The sequence below is a fragment of the Peribacillus sp. YIM B13481 genome, assembly GCF_042787985.1.
Taxonomy (GTDB): domain Bacteria; phylum Bacillota; class Bacilli; order Bacillales; family DSM-1321; genus Peribacillus; species Peribacillus simplex_A.
The window spans coordinates 51,208-69,898 of record NZ_JBHZPE010000006.1 but is presented as its reverse complement, the minus strand read 5'-3'; the positions used below and the strand labels follow the sequence as shown (position 1 = coordinate 69,898).

Below are 18,691 nucleotides of genomic sequence, written 5' to 3'. Positions count from 1 at the left end.
TCCACCGACAAATTATCCTAAAATTCTACATTTTCCGCTTCTTGCTTTGACGGAAACCTTCGTCCAATAAGTAGCGCTCCGCCTCTACTGGACTCTCGAAACACTCCTCAAGATTCGAGCCTGAATACACGTTCCAAAGCTGATCTTCCCTTTCAAGTGAAAGCTCTTGCTTTTCACGGCCAATCCATGTTCCTTCCAACCTAGCGAACTCGTTTTCCTCTTCTTCGATTTCAACAGGAGGTTCAGAAAGATAATCCATGCTTTTTTGAATCAATTCTTTTAATTCCGCTTCATTATAGTCACGTATATTGATAAATCCTTTACGGTCAGTATCTTTTTTTCTCATATGGCCAGCGTAAACGAATCCATTTCCATTGGGATGCAAATGCTGAACGACTATCTTTTTCTCCTGGACACTTTCTGGGTAATGGAAATTCACACGCCCCAATGAAACGTCTTTTCGCTGTAATTCCGGAAAAGTTTCAATGATGCTCAATTTTTCTTCAAATGTTAACAAATTTCTTCCTCATTTCATTAGTTCATATTGTTTGTCGATTATAACACAGACTGATAAGAAACAATAATCTCCCTCTTCCTTTATAATGTAATGAAAGGAAGTGATATGATTTGATCATGAAAATTCGGGACTTGGATTCCGATTTTGGCCAGCAGCTTTTTAAACTTCAAAAAAAATCCTATACGGTGGAAGCGGATTTGATCGGCTTTCCCGATATCCCTCCTTTATTGGAAACATATGAACAATTCATTCATTGTAATGAATCGTTCATATGCTTTTTAGAAGGTGATGCCTTAGCTGGAGCGATATCCTATACAATAGAAAATAGACTAATGCGGATTTGCAGAATGATCGTCCATCCCGCTTATTTTCGTCAGGGTATTGCGGATGCCCTTTTGAATGACCTTCAATTACAAGGCGGCTGGGAAAAGATATCCGTTTCGACCGGTAAAATGAACCTGCCTGCACGGAAGCTATATGAAAAAAACGGCTTTACCCATAAAGAAGACATAGAGGCCGCACCTAATCTTTTCATAAGCATATTTGAGAAAAAGCATTCATTTTATGTACGTCACGACAAAAAGCATCATGAATGAGATGACGATGATCACAGCAACCCATAGCCAGGCCAATGTCATATTCCCGGAGTCCATGGCGACATATATCGCGGTTGGTATGGTTTGTGTCTGTCCGGGGATGTTTCCGGCAAACATTAGTGTCGCCCCGAATTCCCCCAATGCACGTGCAGAACTCAATATGGCACCTGTGATGATGGATCTGACTGCCAATGGAAGCGATACAAATAGGAACAATCTCCACTCGCCCGCCCCGTCAACTCTTGCTGCATTTTCGATTTCTTCATCAATACCTTCAAAGCCTGTTTTAGCGGATTGGTACATAAGCGGAAAAGCTACCACGGTGGATGCAATAACCGCCGCCCACCAAGTGAACATTAGGGGCTGATCAAAAACCCTTTCGATGAATTGGCCTGGCATTCCATTCTTCCCAAAAATCACAATCAATAAAAAACCTACGACAGAAGGTGGCAAAACGAGCGGCAATAAAAATGCTGTTTCCAACAGGACTCTTCCCCTGAATTGCTTTTTAGCCATCATTCGCGCCAGGATAATCCCTAAAATGAAAACAAGGATACCCGCTAGTCCCGCCACCTGTATCGATAGCCTGACAGGTGACCAAAAATCCCCTGTCATGGTATTATCCGCACATCCATGTAAAATATCAGCCTATGCAGGTCCTTGATCGGCCATATCACCGAATCGTTTTTTTTTTCATTAAAGGCAGATTGCATTTCATTTTCTCCCTTTCCTTTTGAAATAACTATTAAGTTTATTTTTCTTGACATCTTGCTGACACATAGGAACGTTAAAGTAAGAGTATCACAAATATAAAAATAATTTCATCCAATAAACTTTTAATTTTGNTGATCTTTGCAAGCTTATTCAAGATAACCCGGATTTACTTCGCCGTCCGATCATTTTCGACTATAAGAACTTGCATGCTGGATATAACGAAGAAGAAATGGGACGTTTCCTTCCAAGGCAGGTCCGTCATGTACAGTTATGGCATGCAATCAGCCAATTGGCTTAATCAGTTAGCATTTACACAGTTCCATAAAAAGGGTTGTCCTATAATGGACAACCCTTTTTTCTATATCTGATCTGCTTTCTCTAAACTAATAGTAAACGTCGTCCCTTGTTCATTACTTTCTTTCAGCACAAGATCTCCCTTTTGCGCTTTGGCAAGCATCTTACTGAATGGCAGTCCCAGACCTAAACCGCGTACCTTCAACTTTTTGTTTTCACCTCGATAGAATGGTTCGAACACATATTGTTGTTCATGTTTTGGGATTCCCCGGCCACTGTCCAGTACATCAATGCAGATTCGTTCTTCACCCGTTTCATAAAGGTGAATCACTATTTCCCCGTTGCCATCAAGTGCATGCCTGGCATTATTCAAAAGGTTAATGACGATTTGCTGCATCCGCAATGAGTCAATTTGACCAAAGACCGGTTCATCAGGAACTTTTATATCAAAAGCGAACGCTTGATCATCCTGGGTCACTTGCCAGCGATAGGCAATTTCCTTGATGAATATATTGATATTCTCTTTCTGCACCCGAATTTTAAAAGCACCTGCCGATATGGCATTATAATTAAGTAAATCCTCTATCATACCTTGTAGACGTTGAGTTTCCTTTAAAGAAATATCGAGGAATTCCTTACTTTGCTCTCCCGTAACGACATCATCCTTAACCGCTTGTATAAGTCCGCTAATGGAAGTGACTGGCGTTTTCAAATCATGGGTTACACCTGCAAGCAATTCCGCCCGCAACTTCTCCATGACTTTCAATCGATTGGTCATTTCCTTAAACGATTCTATCAGTTCATAAATTTCTTCTTCCTTGATTTCCTCTTCCTCTTTGAAATGGATATCATAGTTGCCTTCTCGAACCTGGACAGCGGCGTTAGCTACATCTTGGATTGGCCGCGAAATCTGCCTGGAAAGAAAATAAATGACTCCCGTCCCCAGAATTAGAAGGCCTCCAATCATGATCGCCAACAAGCCATGATCTTGGTTGATTTCCTTCAATGCCCCTTCTTCCTGTGCAATGACGACCCAACCTCTCGTCTCATTGTTAAACGTAATGGGGGATTTGACGACATATACTTTGTTGTCGGAAATCTTGACCTTCTGGACTAACTCCTTATTTTTCATAATGACGTCTGGGAGTTTATTATCATCCGGATCGATATACAATTGAGGCATCGTATAAATGATGCTGGCTTCAGGGTCGACAATATAGATGATTGGCTGTTGGTTCAGATGAAGGATTTTCTCCCTTTCCTCAACAATCTCCGAAAGGACCGGACCAACGACAATCTGACCATTTTCCTTTATCGCCCGATCGGATGTTTCATCAGCTAAGTACTTAAGCAGGCTAAGCCTATATTCCAAAGCTGTTTTTTCCATCCACCACAAGGAAAAAACAGACAATAATATCAAACCTGAAATCAAGGTCAATACGTATCTCTTAGTCCAATAGCGTTGTAAAGTGGTTCTTTTTTTAGTTTTCATAGACACTCAATTGATACCCCAATCCACGCAATGTTTTTATTTCCCCCTCAGTTACAGGCCATGCATCTATCGCCTTCCTAATTCGTTTGATAGCCAGGTCCACCGCACGGTCACTGCCATCATAATCCATGCCCCACACTTGATCGAGCAGCTGTTCTCTCGTGAAAATTTGATTAGGGTGCTTTGCGAAAAAAATGAGCAGCGACAAATCACGCGGCGTCAAGTTAATTTCTTCCCCATCCAAATGCACCATATAAGACTGATCATCGATGGTTAAACTCCCAAACTCATGTACATGATCACCTTCTGCAACAACCGATGAGGATCTTCTTAAAACGGCATGCACCCGGGCCACGACTTCTTCGGCAACAAATGGTTTGGAGATGTAATCATCCGCACCTGACTTAAATCCAGATAATCTGTAATCGACATCGGTAAGTGCAGTCAACATGATAACCGGACATGTATCTTCCTCCCGTATTTCCTTCAATATATCCCAGCCTTCCTTACCAGGCAGCATGACATCAAGCAGGATAAGGTCTGGCTCTGTTTCTTCAAAAACAGGAATGGCCTTTAGTCCATCGTATACTTGGACTACATTAAAACCTTCACGCTCCAAATATGCTTTCAATACCATGGATATGGCAATTTCATCTTCTACTACAAGAATTTTCTTCATATAAGGATTCCCCCTTCCTGAATTATAGTTGAACAATTTTGTATATGCTAATTATTAAAATCATCAGAGCATTTTTCCTCAATCTTACCCTTTTAATGTGTCAGGATTATGTTCGCAGTACAATTCACCAATGTTTTTACTTAGTATTTTCCATAACTTATTATCTACAATCATCTCGATTCATTTTAACAGGATTGGCTTCTAAATATTCTGTAAAATCCTTATGGAAAGGGATATAAAGTTGCTTGTACAAACCACTCTTAAGAGGCTGACTCAAACATGAGCCAGCCCTTTTCAATTACATGTCTCATGTGGATTCGGACAGCCTACTTCCTGTCTTTCCACTTGAATCGTGCTATGTTCAATGCCAAACTGATCGTGAAGAAGTTTTTGCGCTTCTGCTAAAACTGCATCGTGATTACCGCTCGCATCTATGACAACATGGCAGCTCATTGTCAAAAAACCAGAGGTGATCGTCCAGATATGGAGATCATGGACTTCGGAAACACTGGCCAATTCCAGCAAGGATGCTTTCACTTCATCCATATCGACTTGGTCGGGTGTGCCCTCCATTAAAATATGGAAAGAATCCCTCACTACCCTAATACCACTGATAATAATTAAAACCGCAACTATGACGCTCGCAATCGGATCTGCTATTCCCCAATCGAAAAAATAAATCAAGAGCGCGGCAGCAATTGCACCCACCGATCCAAGCATATCACCAATTACATGTAAAAAAGCACTTCGTACATTCAAATTGTCTTCCTTATCTCCGCTCATTAAAATCCAAGCCGCAATGATATTGACCAGTAAGCCGATGATTGAAATCATTAGCATTCCCAAGCTTTGCACCTCAGGAGGATCCACGAACCTCTTAATTGCCTCTATGAAAATGAATACGGATATGACGATCAAGGTCAATCCATTCAAACAAGCAGCAATTATTTCAAAACGTTTATATCCATACGATTTCGACGATGTCGCTTTCCTTTCCCCCAACCTTATCGCTGTATAACTAAGTCCTAAAGCTGCCGCATCGCTAAGCATGTGACCTGCATCCGACAGTAAAGCCAGACTATTTGTCATGAATCCCCCAATAACCTCGACTACCATAAATGTGGAGATTAATAAGAAGGATGCCAACAATGCTTTTTTATTATTAGAATGATGGTGGTGTCCGTGCCCATGTTCATCGGAGTGACCATGATGATGTCCCATGCCATTCCTCCTCTCGGATTTGAAACTTATATATAGTATGGGATAAATCCAGAATGGTTTCAAATGATTCAGTTCGCGGGTTCACTGCTGTAATAAGAGTGCTGAAAATAGGTTGGCCGTGACCATTTTGCGTAAATCAAGAATCTGCCATCAACCATTTTAAAGTAAAAATAAACGCTACAGAGAATTCTGCAGCGTTTTTTCCAGTTTACCCTTCCTCTTGCATCGTATCATCGACAATGGCGTGTAAATCTTTATTAAACAATTCATTATTACAGACAAGATCGTGCCGTTCCCTAACTTCTTGCTCTTGACTTACCTGTTCTTTTTCCTTCATACCCTACCTCCAGCTTCATCAATGTTTTGCTATTATCGTATCCCCAGGCATGTACCTTTATGCTCAACACTTCCCCATATTTCATCAATTATTAACGTATTAGGCCTGTTGTCCGCCATGGAAGGCCCGGATAATGAATTCATGCTCGGGAACTTGTAAGCTTTTATACGATAACAGGAACGATGAATTATCATAGTTTACTTTTTCAAGCTTAACCTGTATACCTGTACTTTCAATCGTAACAATGGCATAAGGAGCAATTGGTTTATCATTACAGCCAAGAGACCCTGGGTTAAGGAATATCGTTCGGTCATTTCTAAAAAGGTGGGTAGGGTGATGATGTCCAAATCCAATTAAATCGTGATGATGATCTTTGAAAAGCATTTCTAAATTATTTAAATTCGGTTCAACGATTTTACTAAAAGGATTATGGCTTATGTGCTCATCCAATTTCTTCGATTCCATGTGATAATGTGTGAAGTAAACGGAGTGATCATTAATGATATGCTGTATGGTACGAGGCAATTTCTCCAGTTTGGTTATGAAATTCCGATGCATTCTTTCAGCTATCCATTCGTGATGCTCCTTTACATGAATATGACCGTCCGGATGAGGCTCCCCGTTAATGATGGCCAGGACCGCTTCATCATGATTTCCAGTTATCATCGACAAATCATTTCGTGCAAATAATAGTTCAAGGACTTCATTTGTATCCGGGCCAATCCCAACCATATCTCCTAAACAATAGATATGATCTATATCGTCCCTTTGATCAATAACTCTTAAAACGGCTTTTAACGCTGAAGCATTACCATGCACATCCGTTATAATGGCCACTTTCATGACTAAGTTCAGCTCCCTTCCCCCATAATCTGCATGGTATATTATAACATTTTAAACGAAATCAAAAAAATATTCGGGCTTATTCCCCTGATTTGCTAACGCCCATTTTTTATGAATAAGCAAACACTTCGGCCTATAATACATAGTATGAAGTATTCCCGGTAAGATGTTTTGCTAGGTATGTAATTCCATAATATGTATGAGGAGGAAATTGAATGGGTGGACATAGAAATGAATGTTGTGACGACGGTTGCGGCGGTTTCGATAACGGGTTTGCACTGCTGATCGTATTATTTATCTTGTTAATTATCATTGGATGCAGCTGTGGATTCGGCGGCGGCGGCTACGGTGGCGGCTACGGTGGCGGCTATGGTGGCGGCTACGGTGGATTCTGCTAATAATAACATAATGAAAAAGGCGCCTGATCATGGCGCCTTCTTTGTTATTGATTGACTTAGTTTTTGTCTTTGCTTTTGATTTTGAGTCTTCATAATGAACCAAATGACTATAACTGCGATGGGGATAAGCAAGAAATTAGCATATTGTGAAAAGATGGCTCCTGCCTGCTCCCATTTCGGCCCTAACTTATACCCTAGATAAACATAAATGCTTGTTACAGGAAGCATCGCCATATAGGTATATAAAATGAATTTCCAAATACTCATTTTCAATATTCCGCATGGCAGCGAGACAGCGGTACGAATTCCTGGTACAAAACGTCCAAAGAAGGCAATTCCCCCACCGTACCTTTTAAAGAAGCGGTCAGCCTTGTTCAACTGCTCATCTTTGATCAGAAAGTATTTCCCAAACTTTAAAACAAGCGGTCTCCCGCCATACTTACCTAAAGCATAAAGCGTCAAAGGGCCCGTTACCCCACCAAGCGAACCGGCAAGTATAGTCAAATATAGATTCATATCACCTTGATAAACCCAGTATCCGGCCAGTGGCAAGACTATTTCAGCAGGAATGAATTCAAAAGTCAAAGCTAGCAGCACACCGAAATAGGATAAAGATTTAAACGCTTCAATCATATCCATTATTAAAGTTTCCATGGAGGTTTCCCCTTTTCTACCTTTTATTACATATGAAAAGGGGTACTCCCAAATTGAATACGGCACCCCATGATTTCAAAAAGTTCATTTTCCATTGTATCACAAATTCACTCACAATCTTCCATAATGTAAGTTTTCGGTAGTTTACCATGGGAATCAATAATGATCAGATTAGTCCCTTCCGCTAGTTCTCAAATCATAAAGGGGGTGGAAAGGCTGCTCAATCCATCCTCCATTTGTTTTTTTGCATCTTTCATCATGCCATCAAGTAATTCCTTAACCGTGGGTATATTGTCAATCAATCCGGCAACCTGGCCGCTGTTCATAAAACCATTGTTAACATCCCCGTTCATTGCACCATTAATATGATGGACTTCTGAGGTCATTTCACGATAATTCATAGGGGACAGTCCTTGTTTTTCCAAATCCAGAACTTTTTCCGTGTATGGGTCCTTCAATACTCTTCTGACCTGTCCAACGGATCTGCCCAATATAAACGTATCATCCCCCATCGCATCGATTAATTTCTGTTTATATGATGGATGGAACGGTGCCTCTTGTGTAGCGATCAGCCTGGTTCCCAACTGGACCCCTGAAGCTCCAAGCATCAATGCAGCTGCCACCCCCTGTCCATTGCCGATTCCGCCAGCTGCCAAAACTGGCAGCGTCACATGCTTGCTAATTTGCGGAATGAGTGTAAAGGTCGTCAATTCCAGGTTCGAATTGATGCCGGCAGCTTCAAACCCTTCTGCAACCAACACATCGGCCCCTGCAGCTTGCGCTTTTTGCGCGTGCTTGACCGATGCAACGATGGCTATCACTTTTATATTCTTTTTTTGCAATATTGGAATGAAAGGGGCAGGATTTCCTGCAGATAAGGATACTACAGGTATATCATGCTTAAAGACAAGATTGATTAACTCATCTGTATATGGACTAACATTGATTGGAATGTTCAATGAGAAATTGCTATTGGTTTTACCTTTGGTTTCGAGAATGATGGCTTCTACCTGTTCGGGATTCATGGTACCGCACCCTATTGTCCCTAGGCCCCCTGCATTGGATACTGCTGCCGCAAGGCTTGCATTGCTTATATTCCCCATGCCGCCTTGAATAATTGGGTATTTTATTGAAAAAAGTCCACAAATATATTTCACTTTAATCCCTCCCTGTCCAATTAATGTTATACTATATTCATTAGAAAAACAATTCTGACTTTTCCAAAAGGAGCGAGACTATGATAATTCCGTACAATAATAAGAAACCCTCTATTCACGAAACCGTTTTCATTGCACCCGGCGCTCATTTAATCGGTGATATTTCGATTGGGAAAGAATCAACCATTTGGTTTAACTCCGTTCTGCGCGGTGATGAAGATTCAATCACAATAGGAGAAAAATGCAGTATTCAAGATAATTCCACCATTCATTTATTTGAAGGATGCCCAGTTGTCATTGAAGACGAAGTCACTGTCGGTCATAACGTTATCCTACATGGTTGTAAAATTGGCAAACGATCCATTATCGGTATGGGTTCAACGATATTGGATAATGTAGAAATCGGCGAGGAATGCATTGTCGGGGCGAATACATTGATTTCCTCCGGGAAAAGCATACCTCCACGTTCGCTGGTTGTTGGCTCGCCAGGGAAAGTGGTTCGCAGATTGAATGATAAAGATCTTGAATTGATCCAACTTTCGATTGATACATATGTTCAAAAAGGAAAGGACTTCAAAGGGATACTTGAATAATTATCACAAAGGGAATTTCCCCGTTGTCTTTAGTTGACTATAATAATGTAGAAAAGAGCTTCGGCAAGTCGTCATTAGCAACTGGCTGAAGCTCTTTTTCACTTGATGATAAGAGGATGATCTTTAGCATCATAGGTTTCGTCTTTCCGGCATATATCATTGTTTTCCTGAAATACGCTTTCAAAGAAACGGCTAGCTGGTTCAGCCAAGACTTGATAATACTGGCTAAATAAAAGAGCAGCATGATTCCCGTTCCACTTTGAAGGCAACAGTTCCTTTGGCAGGCCCGGATCGATAAATAAAAACTTACGGTATTCATGCACCAAGTTCGTTCGTTCCACAAAGCAATCAGCATCGGACATTTCCCCCCTGCTAATGATGCTTTGATGTACGATGAATTGTTTGCTGTATTTCTCGATGAATTCTTCATATTTATTTTCAATCTCTTCTAAATGCCAGCTTTTCTCGACAAGCGATTGGTTTTCTTTTGGGCCCTTGTACTCCGAAATGAAAAAGTCTACATACTCATTAATGTCATATTTCTCGATCAAACGATGGATTTGTTTCTCCAAATTATTAGGGGAAATCCAACAACCACTGGAAAAACTGCCAAACCCGCTCCATATTAACTCTTTACGGAAATCATCCCGTAATTGCCGCTTATCTTCAGGAATCGTGTACATTAAGACACGCCATTTTCCGTCCCAATCATTTGGTTTCATCTTATATATGCGATTGGCCGCTTCATCCATTCGCTGTACACCGCGATCGGTCAAAAAGTAATAGCTTTTATTTCCCTGCTTCTCAGACTGAATCCACCCTTGCTTGACCATTCGTGAAACGGCTACACGTACGCCCTGCTCATTATGACCGAATTCCTTTAATAACCGAATTAAACTGCCTATCCAGATTTTACTTCCATAGTTACGGATATAATCGCCGTAAATCGTAAAAATCATGGATTGCGTATTAGTTCCTATTTTTCTCACCTCATTCCCACATTGTTACTAATTTCACACGGAAGACATAATTATTATTATATCTTTTTAAAATGAAACCGCAATATTATTTACCCGTAAAATGCGTTTTCCTTCGTTCACTAAATGCTTGGAGTGCTTCCAATCTGTCTTGAGTCGGGATGGTCAATTCATAGGCTTTTCCCTCTATGGCCATTCCAGTTTGCAAGTCTGTATTCATTCCTTGGGTAATCGCATATTTGGCTTGTTTGACTGCAATCGGCCCATTTTTCATGATATCGGCTGCCAATTCCACACAGACTGACATAAGTTGATCCCTTGGCACTACCTTCAAAAGGATCCCTAATCGACATGCCTCTTCTGCAGTCAATTTTTTAGCAGTGAATATTAATTCCTTCGCTTTCATTTCCCCAATCAACCTAGGCAGCCGCTGTGTACCGCCTGCTCCAGGAATAATGGCCCAGCTAGTTTCAGTGAGCCCCAAAGAAACACCTTCTGCAGCAATTGCAAAGTCACATGAAAGCAGCCATTCAAATCCTCCCCCCAATGCATATCCATTGACGGCAGCTATCGTTGGCTGCGGTAGCCCTGCAATACTATTAAAAACATCCCGAATCGATTTAACGTTCCTTCTTACCTCCGCATCAGTCAAAGTCTTCCTTTCCTTCAAATCCGCTCCTGCGCTGAATGCTTTTTCCCCTGCACCCGTGAAAATGACGACACGGATATCGTCGTCGGCATAAACTGCATCGATGACTTCCTGCAGTTCAGAAAGTGTCCCATAGTCGAAGCAATTCAATACGTCGGGTCGATTCACTGTTATATAGCCGATTTGATTTTCCACTTTATAAATGACATTTGCCATGTGTCTTCCCCCTTTTTTAAATATGCCCCTTATGCAAGCACAACTAATAAGGGCCATCATCCATCATTTTCAATATTTTCTATAATGGCGGATATCCCCTGGCCGACACCGACACACATCGTTGCAAGACCATATCGTACATTCCGCTTTTTCATTTCATGAACAAGTGTTGTTAAAATACGCGCCCCGCTTGCACCGAGCGGATGGCCAAACGCTATTGCCCCGCCGTTGACATTCACTTTCTCCTGATCCAATTTCAATTGGCGGATGCACTCCAAGGATTGGGAAGCGAATGCTTCATTCAATTCCACTAGCCCGATGTCTTCAATCGTCAAGCTTGCCCTGCCCAATGCTTTTTTAGTGGCATGAATCGGGCCAAGGCCCATAATGGACGGTTCTAATCCCGCTACCGCCCCTACAACATATTTGGCCAGAGGTTTCAATCCAAGCTCCCGTGCTTTTTCTTCACTCATCAAAAGTAATGCCGAGGCTCCATCATTTACTCCTGAAGCATTACCGGCCGTTATAGTGCCGTCTTTAAAGATCGGTTTGAGTTTTTCCAACTTTTCGATGGTCGTGTCAGGACGAGGGTGTTCATCCTTCTCGACAATGACTTCATTCCCTTTACGATCCGTATATCGAACAGGTACGATTTCATTAATGAAACGCTCATTTTCCACTGCTTTTTTCGCTTTTTGCTGGCTTTGATACGCGAATTGATCTTGGTCCTCCCTTGAAACCGAAAAACGCCGGGCGACATTTTCAGCCGTTTGAGGCATCGAATCCGTGCCATACATTTCTTTAAGTTTCTCATTCGTGAAGCGCCATCCGATCGTTGTATCCTGAAGCTCCATTGACCCCCGCGGAAATTCACTCTCAGGTTTGGCCATGACGTACGGCGCCCTTGTCATGCTTTCGGTACCGCCTGCGATATAAATATCGCCTTCACCTACAGCAATGGAGCGTGCAGCATACATGACGGCATCCAGTCCTGATCCACACAAACGATTTATTGTCGTTCCAGCCACATTCACCGGAAGACCAGCTAAAAGGGCGGACATCCGGGCCACATCGCGATTATCCTCTCCTGCTTGATTTGCATTCCCGAAGATGACATCTTCAATTTGATCTGGCGGCAGCTCTGGATTGCGATCGGTCAGCGCCTTGATTACAATTGCACCGAGGTCATCCGGGCGAACGCTTTTCAAAGCTCCTTTATATCTTCCGATTGGTGTTCTCACAGCATCAATAATCACAACATCCTTCATTTCTTCACCAGCTCGCCATCTTTTGTATAATCGTACACACCTTTACCTGTCTTACGGCCGAGCCTGCCAGCTTTAACATACTGTTCAAGAAGGGGGGCCGGGCGGTATTTTTCACCAAGTTTACTATGTAAATATTTTAAATTATTCAAACGGGCATCCAATCCCACCAAATCACCTAGCTCAAATGGTCCCATTGGGTAATTCAGCCCTAACTTTATTGCCTTATCGATTTCTTCTGGTGTACCTAAACCTTCTTGAAGCATAAAGAACGCTTCATTACCAACCAAACAGCTGATCCTGCTGGTTACAAACCCAGGGAATTCATTAATGACCACGGTTTCTTTTCCCATTTTCCCGGCAACCTCTTTTATTATGGCTGCCGTTTCATCGCTGGTTTCAAGACCACGTACAATTTCAACGAGTGGCATCTTTTGTACAGGATTGAAAAAATGCATGGCAATCGTTTTTTCGGGACGCTTTCCATAAGAACCAATTTCCGTAGGGCTCATCGTGGAAGTGTTGGTTGCAAAGTAGCAGTCCTCTTTTGCGTGCTCTTCAATCGTTTCGAAGACGGCCCTTTTAATTTCTGCCTTTTCCGGAACTGCTTCTATGATTAAGTCGGCATATGCTGCTGATTCTTTCAAATTGGAAGAATACGAAAATCTGCTTTTTGCTGCTGCCGCCTCTTCCTGGGTGATTTTTTGGTAGCGCACACCCTTCTCAAAAATGGTATCGATCTCTATTCTTGCACTTTCCAGTGCATCTTGATTCACATCCACCAATACTACATTGAAGCCTCCTGTTGCTCCTACATAGGCTATTCCCCTGCCCATGACACCAGATCCGACAATCACTAGATTTCTAATCATTCGTTCATTCCTCCTTCAAAAATAAATAGGGGCTGGCTACCGTGAATCAGATCAGCATTCATCTATTTCTGAATTACTTCTCCGACATACCGTTCAGCCAGCCGCCTATTTTATGTTTTATTAAATTCCAAAGGGATTTAAGGGACGGCTACCATGATAGGAAATGATACTTTTCGTTTCTGTATAAAGATCAAGTGTTTCAATGCAAAGTTCCCGGCCGAATCCTGACTGTTTATAGCCTCCGAATGGTGTTCCAGGAAATGCGGAGAATGGGCAATTCACCATGACGATTCCCGCTTCGATTTGATTTGCCACTCGAGTCGCACGCCCGCCATCCTTTGTCCAAAGCGCTGACCCCAAACCGAATTCGGTATCATTCGCGAGTCTTACGGCCTCTTTTTCATCTTTGAATTTCATAATGACAACGACCGGTCCGAATATTTCCTCTTTCACTACATTCATTTCATGATTGACATTCGCTATGACGGTCGGCTCATACCAATAACCGCTTTCGAAGCCTTCAATAACCGCTGGTTTTCCTCCTGTCAGGATTTCCGCTCCATCAGCAATGGCAGATTGTACATAATTGTCGATGACATCCAATTGCCCTTGATCTATGACTGCACCAACATGTGTTTCTTTGTCGAGTGGATTGCCCAATTTCAATTTTTTTGTTTTTTCTACGAATCTGGCAACGAACTCATCGTATATGTCTTCGTGTACATATAAACGGGATCTAGCTTCGCAAGATTGCCCAGTATTGTAGAAAATTCCATATAGTGATCCATCGATAGCTGCTTCAAGGTCCGCGTCTTCAAAGACAATATTAGGGGACTTTCCGCCAAGCTCCAATGTCACCCTTTTTAATGTTTGTGAAGCTTTGCCCATGAGATCCCTGCCGATTGGCGTAGAACCTGTAAAGGCCACCTTATTCACTTTCGGATGCTCGACAAGGTAATTCCCTACATCCGATCCAGGACCTGGAATGACATTGACCACACCGGAAGGAACACCAGCTTCTAAACAGATTTCCCCTAATACAATGGCAGTCAGCGGCGTTAACGAAGCTGGCTTGACAATGACTGAACAGCCAACTGCAATTGCAGGTGCAATTTTCCAAGCTGCCATCATCATAGGGTAATTCCAAGGAATGATTTGAGCACAAACACCTACTGGCTCTTTTTCCGTATAGTTATGGAATTGACCAGGTACATTATTGACAGATCCGCGGTGTGCAACTAAAGCGCCTGCATAAAACTCGAAATCTTCAATTGCCTGCATGACTTGGCCTTGTGCTGCAGAAATGGATTTGCCGCTGTTCAGAACCTCCAATTCTACCAATTCATTAAAGCGTGAACGCATGATTGCTGCAATTTTGTTCAAAACACGAGACCGTTTATTAATCGGAGTTTTCTTCCATTTCCCGTTATCAAATGCTTCACGTGCAGCTTGAACAGCTTTTTCTGCATCTTCCTTTGTAGCCTTGGCAACCTTGGCAATGATTTCACCAGTTGCAGGATTGTACGCATCAATCGTGGTACCATCAGAGCTTTCCACTCTTTCTCCATTAATGATCAGATGATAATAATCACGCTTCATTTCCGCTTTTTCAAATGCCGCCTCTTGAACTCTAACCATGTAATCCCACTCCCTTTTCTATATTACTTGCCTATGAATTGAGCTTTCCTTTTTTCAGTGAATGCTGCCACACCTTCTGCATAGTCCTTCGTTAAGCCAGCAATTCGCTGACCCTCCGCTTCTTCTTTTAAGTATTCGTCCAATGAAAGGTGATAGGACGCCTCTAAGTATCTTTTGATTAAACCGATTGCTTTCGTTGGTTTGTTTGCGATATTCTCAGCAAAGGCTTTCAATTGCTCATTCCATTCTTCCACACCGATCACTTTTGTAGCGAGCCCGATATTTTTCGCCTCGCTAGACGTGACCTTTTCCCCCAATAAAGATAATTCCAAGGCTTTCGCATGACCAACAATCCGCGAAAGGTAATACAGATTCCCCGAATCAGGTATCAATCCGATATTGACAAAAGCATTTAAAAAACTGGCTTTTTCGGAAACAAGCCGGAAATCGCATGCCAGTGCCAGGCTGAAGCCAGCCCCTGCAGCCACTCCATTGACAGCTGCAATGATCGGTTTTTCACAGTTTGCTATTTGCTGCATCATCGGACCGTAGTTTTCGCGCAGCATCTGGCCTAAATTCATGCCCTCATCAACATCCGATAAATCTTGCCCCGAACAAAAGGCCCTGCCTTCTCCTGTAATGATAATGGCCCGCACTTCATCTGACCCCGCAGATATTTTGATCGCTTTCTGTATTTCCTTATTCATTTGGGACGTAAAGGCATTTAGTTTATCAGGACGGTTCAAAGTAAGCCAAGCCACTCCATTTCCAACCCTATATTTAATGGTTTCGTACATAGAGCACCCCTTATCCGCCTGTAAAATCCGGCTCTCTTTTTTCTACAAATGCTTTCATTCCTTCTTTTTGGTCCTCTGATGCAAAAAGAATATAGAAGTTCTTCCGTTCAAATTGCATGCCCTCATATAAGGGGTAATCAACGGCTTTATTGACGGATTCTTTAATCAGCCTTACAGCTAACGGGGGTTGCTTCGCTATCTTTCTAGCAAAATCAACCGCTTGTTCCATTAACAATTCAGGAGCAACGATATTATTAATGAAACCATATTGCAGGGCTGTCTTGGCCTTTATCCTTTCAGCCGTCAATATCCATTCAAGTGCCTTCGTCTTCCCTACCAATTTCGTCAACCTTTGGGTCCCCCCTGCACCAGGCATGACCCCTAGTGTCACTTCCGGAAAGGAAAACTGGGTATCGCTGGCGGCAATCAAGAAATCGCAGGATAAAGCAAGTTCAAAACCACCACCGAATACAAAACTTTTCACCGCACCAATCACAGGCTTCTTGACTAGGCTTATTCGATCCCAATCGGCAAATTGGTTCGTTAACTCCATACTGATTGGATTGTCGTTCACCATCTCGTCAATATCAGCTCCAGCGGAAAACGCTTTTCCATTTCCCGATAGCAAGATCACCTTCACTTGTGTGTCCCGGTCGAATTCTTCCATGGTTGAAACTATTTCCCTAACCATTTTCCTGTTAAGGGCATTCAGTTGCTTCGGCCGATTTAAAGAGATATAACCAATGCCATCCGCGATTGACGTTTCAATGAATTGAAGCGCATTCATTTTATTTCTTCGCCGATCATCATCGTTACAAGTTTCCCGGCAAACCCCATTAAATCTTTCCCTGATGCTTTTCCTTCCGTGGAACGCATTCCTTGTTGCAGTGCATCATGGTCTTCATAATACATTTCACAAAGAATGTAATATTCAGAGTCTTTGCCCATTGGGGTCCCTACAATTTTAGTGACCTCCATTTTTTGAAGACCGGGAATTTTTTCCGTTATCGGACCATGTACATTGAAATAGTGCTCATCGAACTCTTCCTTGTTTTCAGGTTGTTTGTATAGGGCGATTAACTTTACCATTTTATAGAACCTCCATTTATTAGATTATTTTTATCATCGGTTTCATCGCTTCGAACGGATTTTTGCATGCTTTACAATATAAAATGCTGCGGCAGGCCGTTGGACCGAAGATATTTTCCATCGTGACATATGTCGATTCACAATATGGGCAATCCACATGCCATGATCCATCACTTTTCATTTGTCGAGGAGGAGGGGATATTCCGAAAACCTTCAATCCAGCTTTCCCCTTTTCCGTAATTCGATCGGATGTCCAGGAAGGGGAACGTAAAAATTCCACACTTACATTTTTTACGGCAGGCAGCTGTCGAAGGGCTGTTTCCACATTTTTTTGAATGATTGACAATGCCGGGCACCCAAGAAAAGTTGGCAGCATTTTCACCGAAACGTCCTGGCCTGAAACCGTCACGTCTTCAACCATCCCTAAATCCAGAATACTTACTGTATCGATTTCGGGATCTTTAACGTCTTCCAGGAGTTTATATATTTCTTCTGTGTTTAACTGTACGGTCGACATGATACCCCTCCCCTTTTCTATTGATTCACCATGAAGCTGCTCTATCTGTAGCGTAAACTTCGCTTAACGTTTCTAACGCCTTTTCCAAATCCTCCGTATGCTGGCCATTACGACCATCACCTCTTGCCATGCCTATTTCAATGGTTGCTGCCAAGCCAACACTTTCAAAAATTGGGGTGATAGCCTCGATCCACTTCTTCTGTAAGTCAGCTTCGCCTTCTATCAAGCCAAGCTCCACCATTTCCTCACCATATTGTCCAAGTGAAAATACGCCAGCGAAATCCGGCATCGTTTTCCCGATCGCAGCCTTCATTCTCAAAACCGCTTCTTCGTGACCAGAACCCAGCAATTGGACGAACCATGTTTTCCAGTGCATCAAATGATAGTAAAGTTCCATTTGTACCTTTTGTGCCACTTCAGCAAGCGGTTCATATGAACATGAATGAAGCGATTGAACCTTAATAGCTTTGGCTTGGGTATAAAAATAATTCCGCACTACCGCAAACGCCCAATCATAATCCGGGTCTTTCATATAGTAACCAGGTCCATTGACCAATTCGAGAATGATCGCATTGCGCCGTTCCTTGGCGGGACGGTCGTGAGCCAGCTTATCAGCATCCCCTTCACCGAGTTCATCAAGTAACTTATAATATATGGCTGCATGCCCCATCGTGTCTTGAGATATCGAAGCGGATGCAACATCTTCTTCGATATGCGGTGCGAGTCCAAGCCATTCTGCACCTCTGTATGAATGGATGAAGTCATCGTCCGCCAGTTGAAGTAGCAATTCCTTGATTGCGATGTTCTTCAATGATTCATTCTTCATTTTTCACGCCTCCAGCCCAAGACATTATCTCTTTTTCATCGAGCATTCCCTGCTCATACTTCCGCCATTTTTTCTTTAAATATCCATACCCTTTTGTGGTCCTGTAATCTTTATTATCAATACGTTGAAGCGTTTTCTTTTCCTCAATCGTCATTTTCCGTATATTCTGTCTTTTCACGACCCAGATATCATCAACTGCTTCACGTCTCATGAAATTTTCTTGTGCCATCATGATGGCGATATCCTCATTGGGGGCCAGCAGGCTGAAGTGGTATTGAACGGGTGAAGTTTGCGTTTTACGGCTAAATACTTCAAATTCTTCAAAGTAATTTTCTTGTCTAGTTTCCATA

23 protein-coding genes and 1 pseudogene are annotated in these 18,691 nt (G+C 42.3%); 4 read left to right on the top strand and 20 right to left on the bottom strand.

Translation table 11 applies throughout. The features are described 5' to 3' along the window. Positions 1-25: 25 nt before the first annotated feature. Positions 26-517, bottom strand: a complete 492-nt coding sequence (locus ACFX4X_RS06180) for a hypothetical protein (protein ID WP_089363742.1) — start codon at positions 515-517, stop codon at positions 26-28. Positions 518-633: 116 nt separating this feature from the next. On the opposite strand from ACFX4X_RS06180, the gene ACFX4X_RS06175 reads away from it, so the two are divergent. Then, entirely contained in the window at positions 634-1,113 is a 480-nt protein-coding gene (locus ACFX4X_RS06175) for a GNAT family N-acetyltransferase (RefSeq protein WP_284472115.1), read from the top strand. Here the strand turns inward: ACFX4X_RS06175 and modB are convergent. Beyond that, a complete protein-coding gene (modB, locus tag ACFX4X_RS06170) occupies positions 1,075-1,728 on the bottom strand; it encodes a molybdate ABC transporter permease subunit (RefSeq protein WP_284471582.1) in 654 nt (217 codons plus the stop codon). The genes ACFX4X_RS06175 and modB overlap by 39 nt on opposite strands. A 244-nt stretch (positions 1,729-1,972) precedes the next feature. Between modB and ACFX4X_RS06165 the strand changes: the two are divergent. After that, positions 1,973-2,125 (top strand): annotated as a pseudogene (locus tag ACFX4X_RS06165) (ArsC/Spx/MgsR family protein); the annotation flags it as partial. Between the two features lie 60 nt (positions 2,126-2,185). Here ACFX4X_RS06165 and ACFX4X_RS06160 read toward each other — a convergent pair. The 5 genes from ACFX4X_RS06160 to ACFX4X_RS06140 all read right to left on the bottom strand — a co-directional run bounded on the left by ACFX4X_RS06160 (position 2,186) and on the right by ACFX4X_RS06140 (position 6,693). Then, a complete protein-coding gene (locus ACFX4X_RS06160; RefSeq protein ID WP_377382589.1) occupies positions 2,186-3,613 on the bottom strand; it encodes a HAMP domain-containing sensor histidine kinase in 1,428 nt (475 codons plus the stop codon). Continuing rightward, positions 3,603-4,292: a response regulator transcription factor gene (locus tag ACFX4X_RS06155; RefSeq protein WP_061461922.1), complete on the bottom strand. Its 690-nt coding sequence runs from the start codon at positions 4,290-4,292 to the stop codon at positions 3,603-3,605. The genes ACFX4X_RS06160 and ACFX4X_RS06155 overlap by 11 nt, the downstream gene beginning before the upstream one ends. A 294-nt stretch (positions 4,293-4,586) precedes the next feature. Continuing rightward, positions 4,587-5,513, bottom strand: a complete 927-nt coding sequence (locus tag ACFX4X_RS06150) for a cation diffusion facilitator family transporter (RefSeq protein ID WP_284471585.1) — start codon at positions 5,511-5,513, stop codon at positions 4,587-4,589. Between the two features lie 208 nt (positions 5,514-5,721). Beyond that, positions 5,722-5,850: a hypothetical protein gene (locus tag ACFX4X_RS06145; RefSeq protein WP_284471586.1), complete on the bottom strand. Its 129-nt coding sequence runs from the start codon at positions 5,848-5,850 to the stop codon at positions 5,722-5,724. 99 nt (positions 5,851-5,949) lie between these two features. Beyond that, positions 5,950-6,693, bottom strand: a complete 744-nt coding sequence (locus ACFX4X_RS06140) for a metallophosphoesterase family protein (protein WP_377382521.1) — start codon at positions 6,691-6,693, stop codon at positions 5,950-5,952. A 215-nt stretch (positions 6,694-6,908) separates the two neighbouring features. Between ACFX4X_RS06140 and ACFX4X_RS06135 the strand changes: the two genes are divergently transcribed. Continuing rightward, positions 6,909-7,091, top strand: coding sequence for a YjcZ family sporulation protein (locus ACFX4X_RS06135; RefSeq protein ID WP_289320892.1), 183 nt, complete (start codon positions 6,909-6,911; stop codon positions 7,089-7,091). A 27-nt stretch (positions 7,092-7,118) separates the two neighbouring features. On the opposite strand, the gene ACFX4X_RS06130 is transcribed toward ACFX4X_RS06135, so the two are convergent. Beyond that, complete coding sequence (locus ACFX4X_RS06130; RefSeq protein ID WP_061465984.1) at positions 7,119-7,745, bottom strand: DedA family protein; 627 nt, start codon at positions 7,743-7,745, stop codon at positions 7,119-7,121. Between the two features lie 191 nt (positions 7,746-7,936). After that, positions 7,937-8,902 (bottom strand): NAD(P)H-dependent flavin oxidoreductase, encoded by a 966-nt coding sequence (locus ACFX4X_RS06125; protein ID WP_377382517.1) that lies wholly within the window; start codon positions 8,900-8,902, stop codon positions 7,937-7,939. A gap of 80 nt (positions 8,903-8,982) precedes the next feature. Between ACFX4X_RS06125 and ACFX4X_RS06120 the strand changes: the two genes are divergently transcribed. Further along, the gene (locus tag ACFX4X_RS06120) at positions 8,983-9,495 is read left to right on the top strand and encodes a gamma carbonic anhydrase family protein (RefSeq protein WP_289320894.1); all 513 of its coding nucleotides are present in this window, start codon (positions 8,983-8,985) and stop codon (positions 9,493-9,495) included. Positions 9,496-9,593: 98 nt separating this feature from the next. On the opposite strand, the gene paaX is transcribed toward ACFX4X_RS06120, so the two are convergent. The 11 genes from paaX to paaB all read right to left on the bottom strand — a co-directional run bounded on the left by paaX (position 9,594) and on the right by paaB (position 18,690). Beyond that, the gene (gene paaX / locus ACFX4X_RS06115; protein ID WP_377382587.1) at positions 9,594-10,475 is read right to left on the bottom strand and encodes a phenylacetic acid degradation operon negative regulatory protein PaaX; all 882 of its coding nucleotides are present in this window, start codon (positions 10,473-10,475) and stop codon (positions 9,594-9,596) included. An 85-nt stretch (positions 10,476-10,560) separates the two neighbouring features. Beyond that, complete coding sequence (locus ACFX4X_RS06110) at positions 10,561-11,337, bottom strand: enoyl-CoA hydratase-related protein (RefSeq protein ID WP_377382514.1); 777 nt, start codon at positions 11,335-11,337, stop codon at positions 10,561-10,563. Positions 11,338-11,393: 56 nt separating this feature from the next. After that, the gene (locus ACFX4X_RS06105; RefSeq protein ID WP_377382511.1) at positions 11,394-12,605 is read right to left on the bottom strand and encodes an acetyl-CoA C-acyltransferase; all 1,212 of its coding nucleotides are present in this window, start codon (positions 12,603-12,605) and stop codon (positions 11,394-11,396) included. Continuing rightward, complete coding sequence (locus ACFX4X_RS06100) at positions 12,602-13,474, bottom strand: 3-hydroxyacyl-CoA dehydrogenase (protein WP_061461914.1); 873 nt, start codon at positions 13,472-13,474, stop codon at positions 12,602-12,604. The genes ACFX4X_RS06105 and ACFX4X_RS06100 overlap by 4 nt, the downstream gene beginning before the upstream one ends. A gap of 120 nt (positions 13,475-13,594) precedes the next feature. Beyond that, on the bottom strand, positions 13,595-15,112 hold the full coding sequence (locus ACFX4X_RS06095; RefSeq protein WP_061461913.1) for an aldehyde dehydrogenase family protein: 1,518 nt from the start codon (positions 15,110-15,112) through the stop codon (positions 13,595-13,597). A gap of 23 nt (positions 15,113-15,135) precedes the next feature. Further along, positions 15,136-15,909: an enoyl-CoA hydratase-related protein gene (locus ACFX4X_RS06090; protein WP_318686398.1), complete on the bottom strand. Its 774-nt coding sequence runs from the start codon at positions 15,907-15,909 to the stop codon at positions 15,136-15,138. 10 nt (positions 15,910-15,919) lie between these two features. Then, positions 15,920-16,696 carry an enoyl-CoA hydratase/isomerase family protein gene (locus tag ACFX4X_RS06085; protein ID WP_377382507.1) on the bottom strand — a complete coding sequence of 259 codons (777 nt, stop codon included), beginning with the start codon at positions 16,694-16,696 and terminating at the stop codon, positions 15,920-15,922. Continuing rightward, positions 16,693-16,998: an EthD family reductase gene (locus tag ACFX4X_RS06080; protein WP_289320898.1), complete on the bottom strand. Its 306-nt coding sequence runs from the start codon at positions 16,996-16,998 to the stop codon at positions 16,693-16,695. Before ACFX4X_RS06080 ends, ACFX4X_RS06085 begins: the two co-directional genes overlap by 4 nt. 19 nt (positions 16,999-17,017) lie before the next feature. Then, the gene (gene paaD / locus ACFX4X_RS06075; protein ID WP_176432024.1) at positions 17,018-17,515 is read right to left on the bottom strand and encodes a 1,2-phenylacetyl-CoA epoxidase subunit PaaD; all 498 of its coding nucleotides are present in this window, start codon (positions 17,513-17,515) and stop codon (positions 17,018-17,020) included. Between the two features lie 25 nt (positions 17,516-17,540). After that, positions 17,541-18,341 carry a 1,2-phenylacetyl-CoA epoxidase subunit PaaC gene (gene paaC / locus ACFX4X_RS06070; RefSeq protein ID WP_284471596.1) on the bottom strand — a complete coding sequence of 267 codons (801 nt, stop codon included), beginning with the start codon at positions 18,339-18,341 and terminating at the stop codon, positions 17,541-17,543. Next, positions 18,331-18,690 (bottom strand): 1,2-phenylacetyl-CoA epoxidase subunit PaaB, encoded by a 360-nt coding sequence (gene paaB, locus ACFX4X_RS06065; RefSeq protein ID WP_061461908.1) that lies wholly within the window; start codon positions 18,688-18,690, stop codon positions 18,331-18,333. Before paaB ends, paaC begins: the two co-directional genes overlap by 11 nt. Position 18,691: the final 1 nt, after the last annotated feature.

Excerpts from the sequence above, each read along its gene's own strand:
- ACFX4X_RS06095 (WP_061461913.1), bottom strand. The coding sequence starts at position 15,112 with ATGGTTAGAGTTCAAGAGGCGGCATTTGAAAAAGCGGAAATGAAGCGT.
- ACFX4X_RS06145 (WP_284471586.1), bottom strand. The coding sequence starts at position 5,850 with ATGAAGGAAAAAGAACAGGTAAGTCAAGAGCAAGAAGTTAGGGAACGG.
- ACFX4X_RS06135 (WP_289320892.1), top strand. The coding sequence starts at position 6,909 with ATGGGTGGACATAGAAATGAATGTTGTGACGACGGTTGCGGCGGTTTC.
- ACFX4X_RS06110 (WP_377382514.1), bottom strand. The coding sequence starts at position 11,337 with ATGGCAAATGTCATTTATAAAGTGGAAAATCAAATCGGCTATATAACA.
- ACFX4X_RS06150 (WP_284471585.1), bottom strand. The coding sequence starts at position 5,513 with ATGGGACATCATCATGGTCACTCCGATGAACATGGGCACGGACACCAC.
- ACFX4X_RS06140 (WP_377382521.1), bottom strand. The coding sequence starts at position 6,693 with ATGAAAGTGGCCATTATAACGGATGTGCATGGTAATGCTTCAGCGTTA.
- paaB (WP_061461908.1), bottom strand. The coding sequence starts at position 18,690 with ATGGAAACTAGACAAGAAAATTACTTTGAAGAATTTGAAGTATTTAGC.
- paaD (WP_176432024.1), bottom strand. The coding sequence starts at position 17,515 with ATGTCGACCGTACAGTTAAACACAGAAGAAATATATAAACTCCTGGAA.
- ACFX4X_RS06160 (WP_377382589.1), bottom strand. The coding sequence starts at position 3,613 with ATGAAAACTAAAAAAAGAACCACTTTACAACGCTATTGGACTAAGAGA.
- ACFX4X_RS06080 (WP_289320898.1), bottom strand. The coding sequence starts at position 16,998 with ATGGTAAAGTTAATCGCCCTATACAAACAACCTGAAAACAAGGAAGAG.
- ACFX4X_RS06085 (WP_377382507.1), bottom strand. The coding sequence starts at position 16,696 with ATGAATGCGCTTCAATTCATTGAAACGTCAATCGCGGATGGCATTGGT.
- ACFX4X_RS06130 (WP_061465984.1), bottom strand. The coding sequence starts at position 7,745 with ATGGAAACTTTAATAATGGATATGATTGAAGCGTTTAAATCTTTATCC.
- ACFX4X_RS06155 (WP_061461922.1), bottom strand. The coding sequence starts at position 4,292 with ATGAAGAAAATTCTTGTAGTAGAAGATGAAATTGCCATATCCATGGTA.
- paaC (WP_284471596.1), bottom strand. The coding sequence starts at position 18,341 with ATGAAGAATGAATCATTGAAGAACATCGCAATCAAGGAATTGCTACTT.
- ACFX4X_RS06120 (WP_289320894.1), top strand. The coding sequence starts at position 8,983 with ATGATAATTCCGTACAATAATAAGAAACCCTCTATTCACGAAACCGTT.
- ACFX4X_RS06090 (WP_318686398.1), bottom strand. The coding sequence starts at position 15,909 with ATGTACGAAACCATTAAATATAGGGTTGGAAATGGAGTGGCTTGGCTT.
- ACFX4X_RS06175 (WP_284472115.1), top strand. The coding sequence starts at position 634 with ATGAAAATTCGGGACTTGGATTCCGATTTTGGCCAGCAGCTTTTTAAA.
- ACFX4X_RS06100 (WP_061461914.1), bottom strand. The coding sequence starts at position 13,474 with ATGATTAGAAATCTAGTGATTGTCGGATCTGGTGTCATGGGCAGGGGA.
- modB (WP_284471582.1), bottom strand. The coding sequence starts at position 1,728 with ATGACAGGGGATTTTTGGTCACCTGTCAGGCTATCGATACAGGTGGCG.
- ACFX4X_RS06105 (WP_377382511.1), bottom strand. The coding sequence starts at position 12,605 with ATGAAGGATGTTGTGATTATTGATGCTGTGAGAACACCAATCGGAAGA.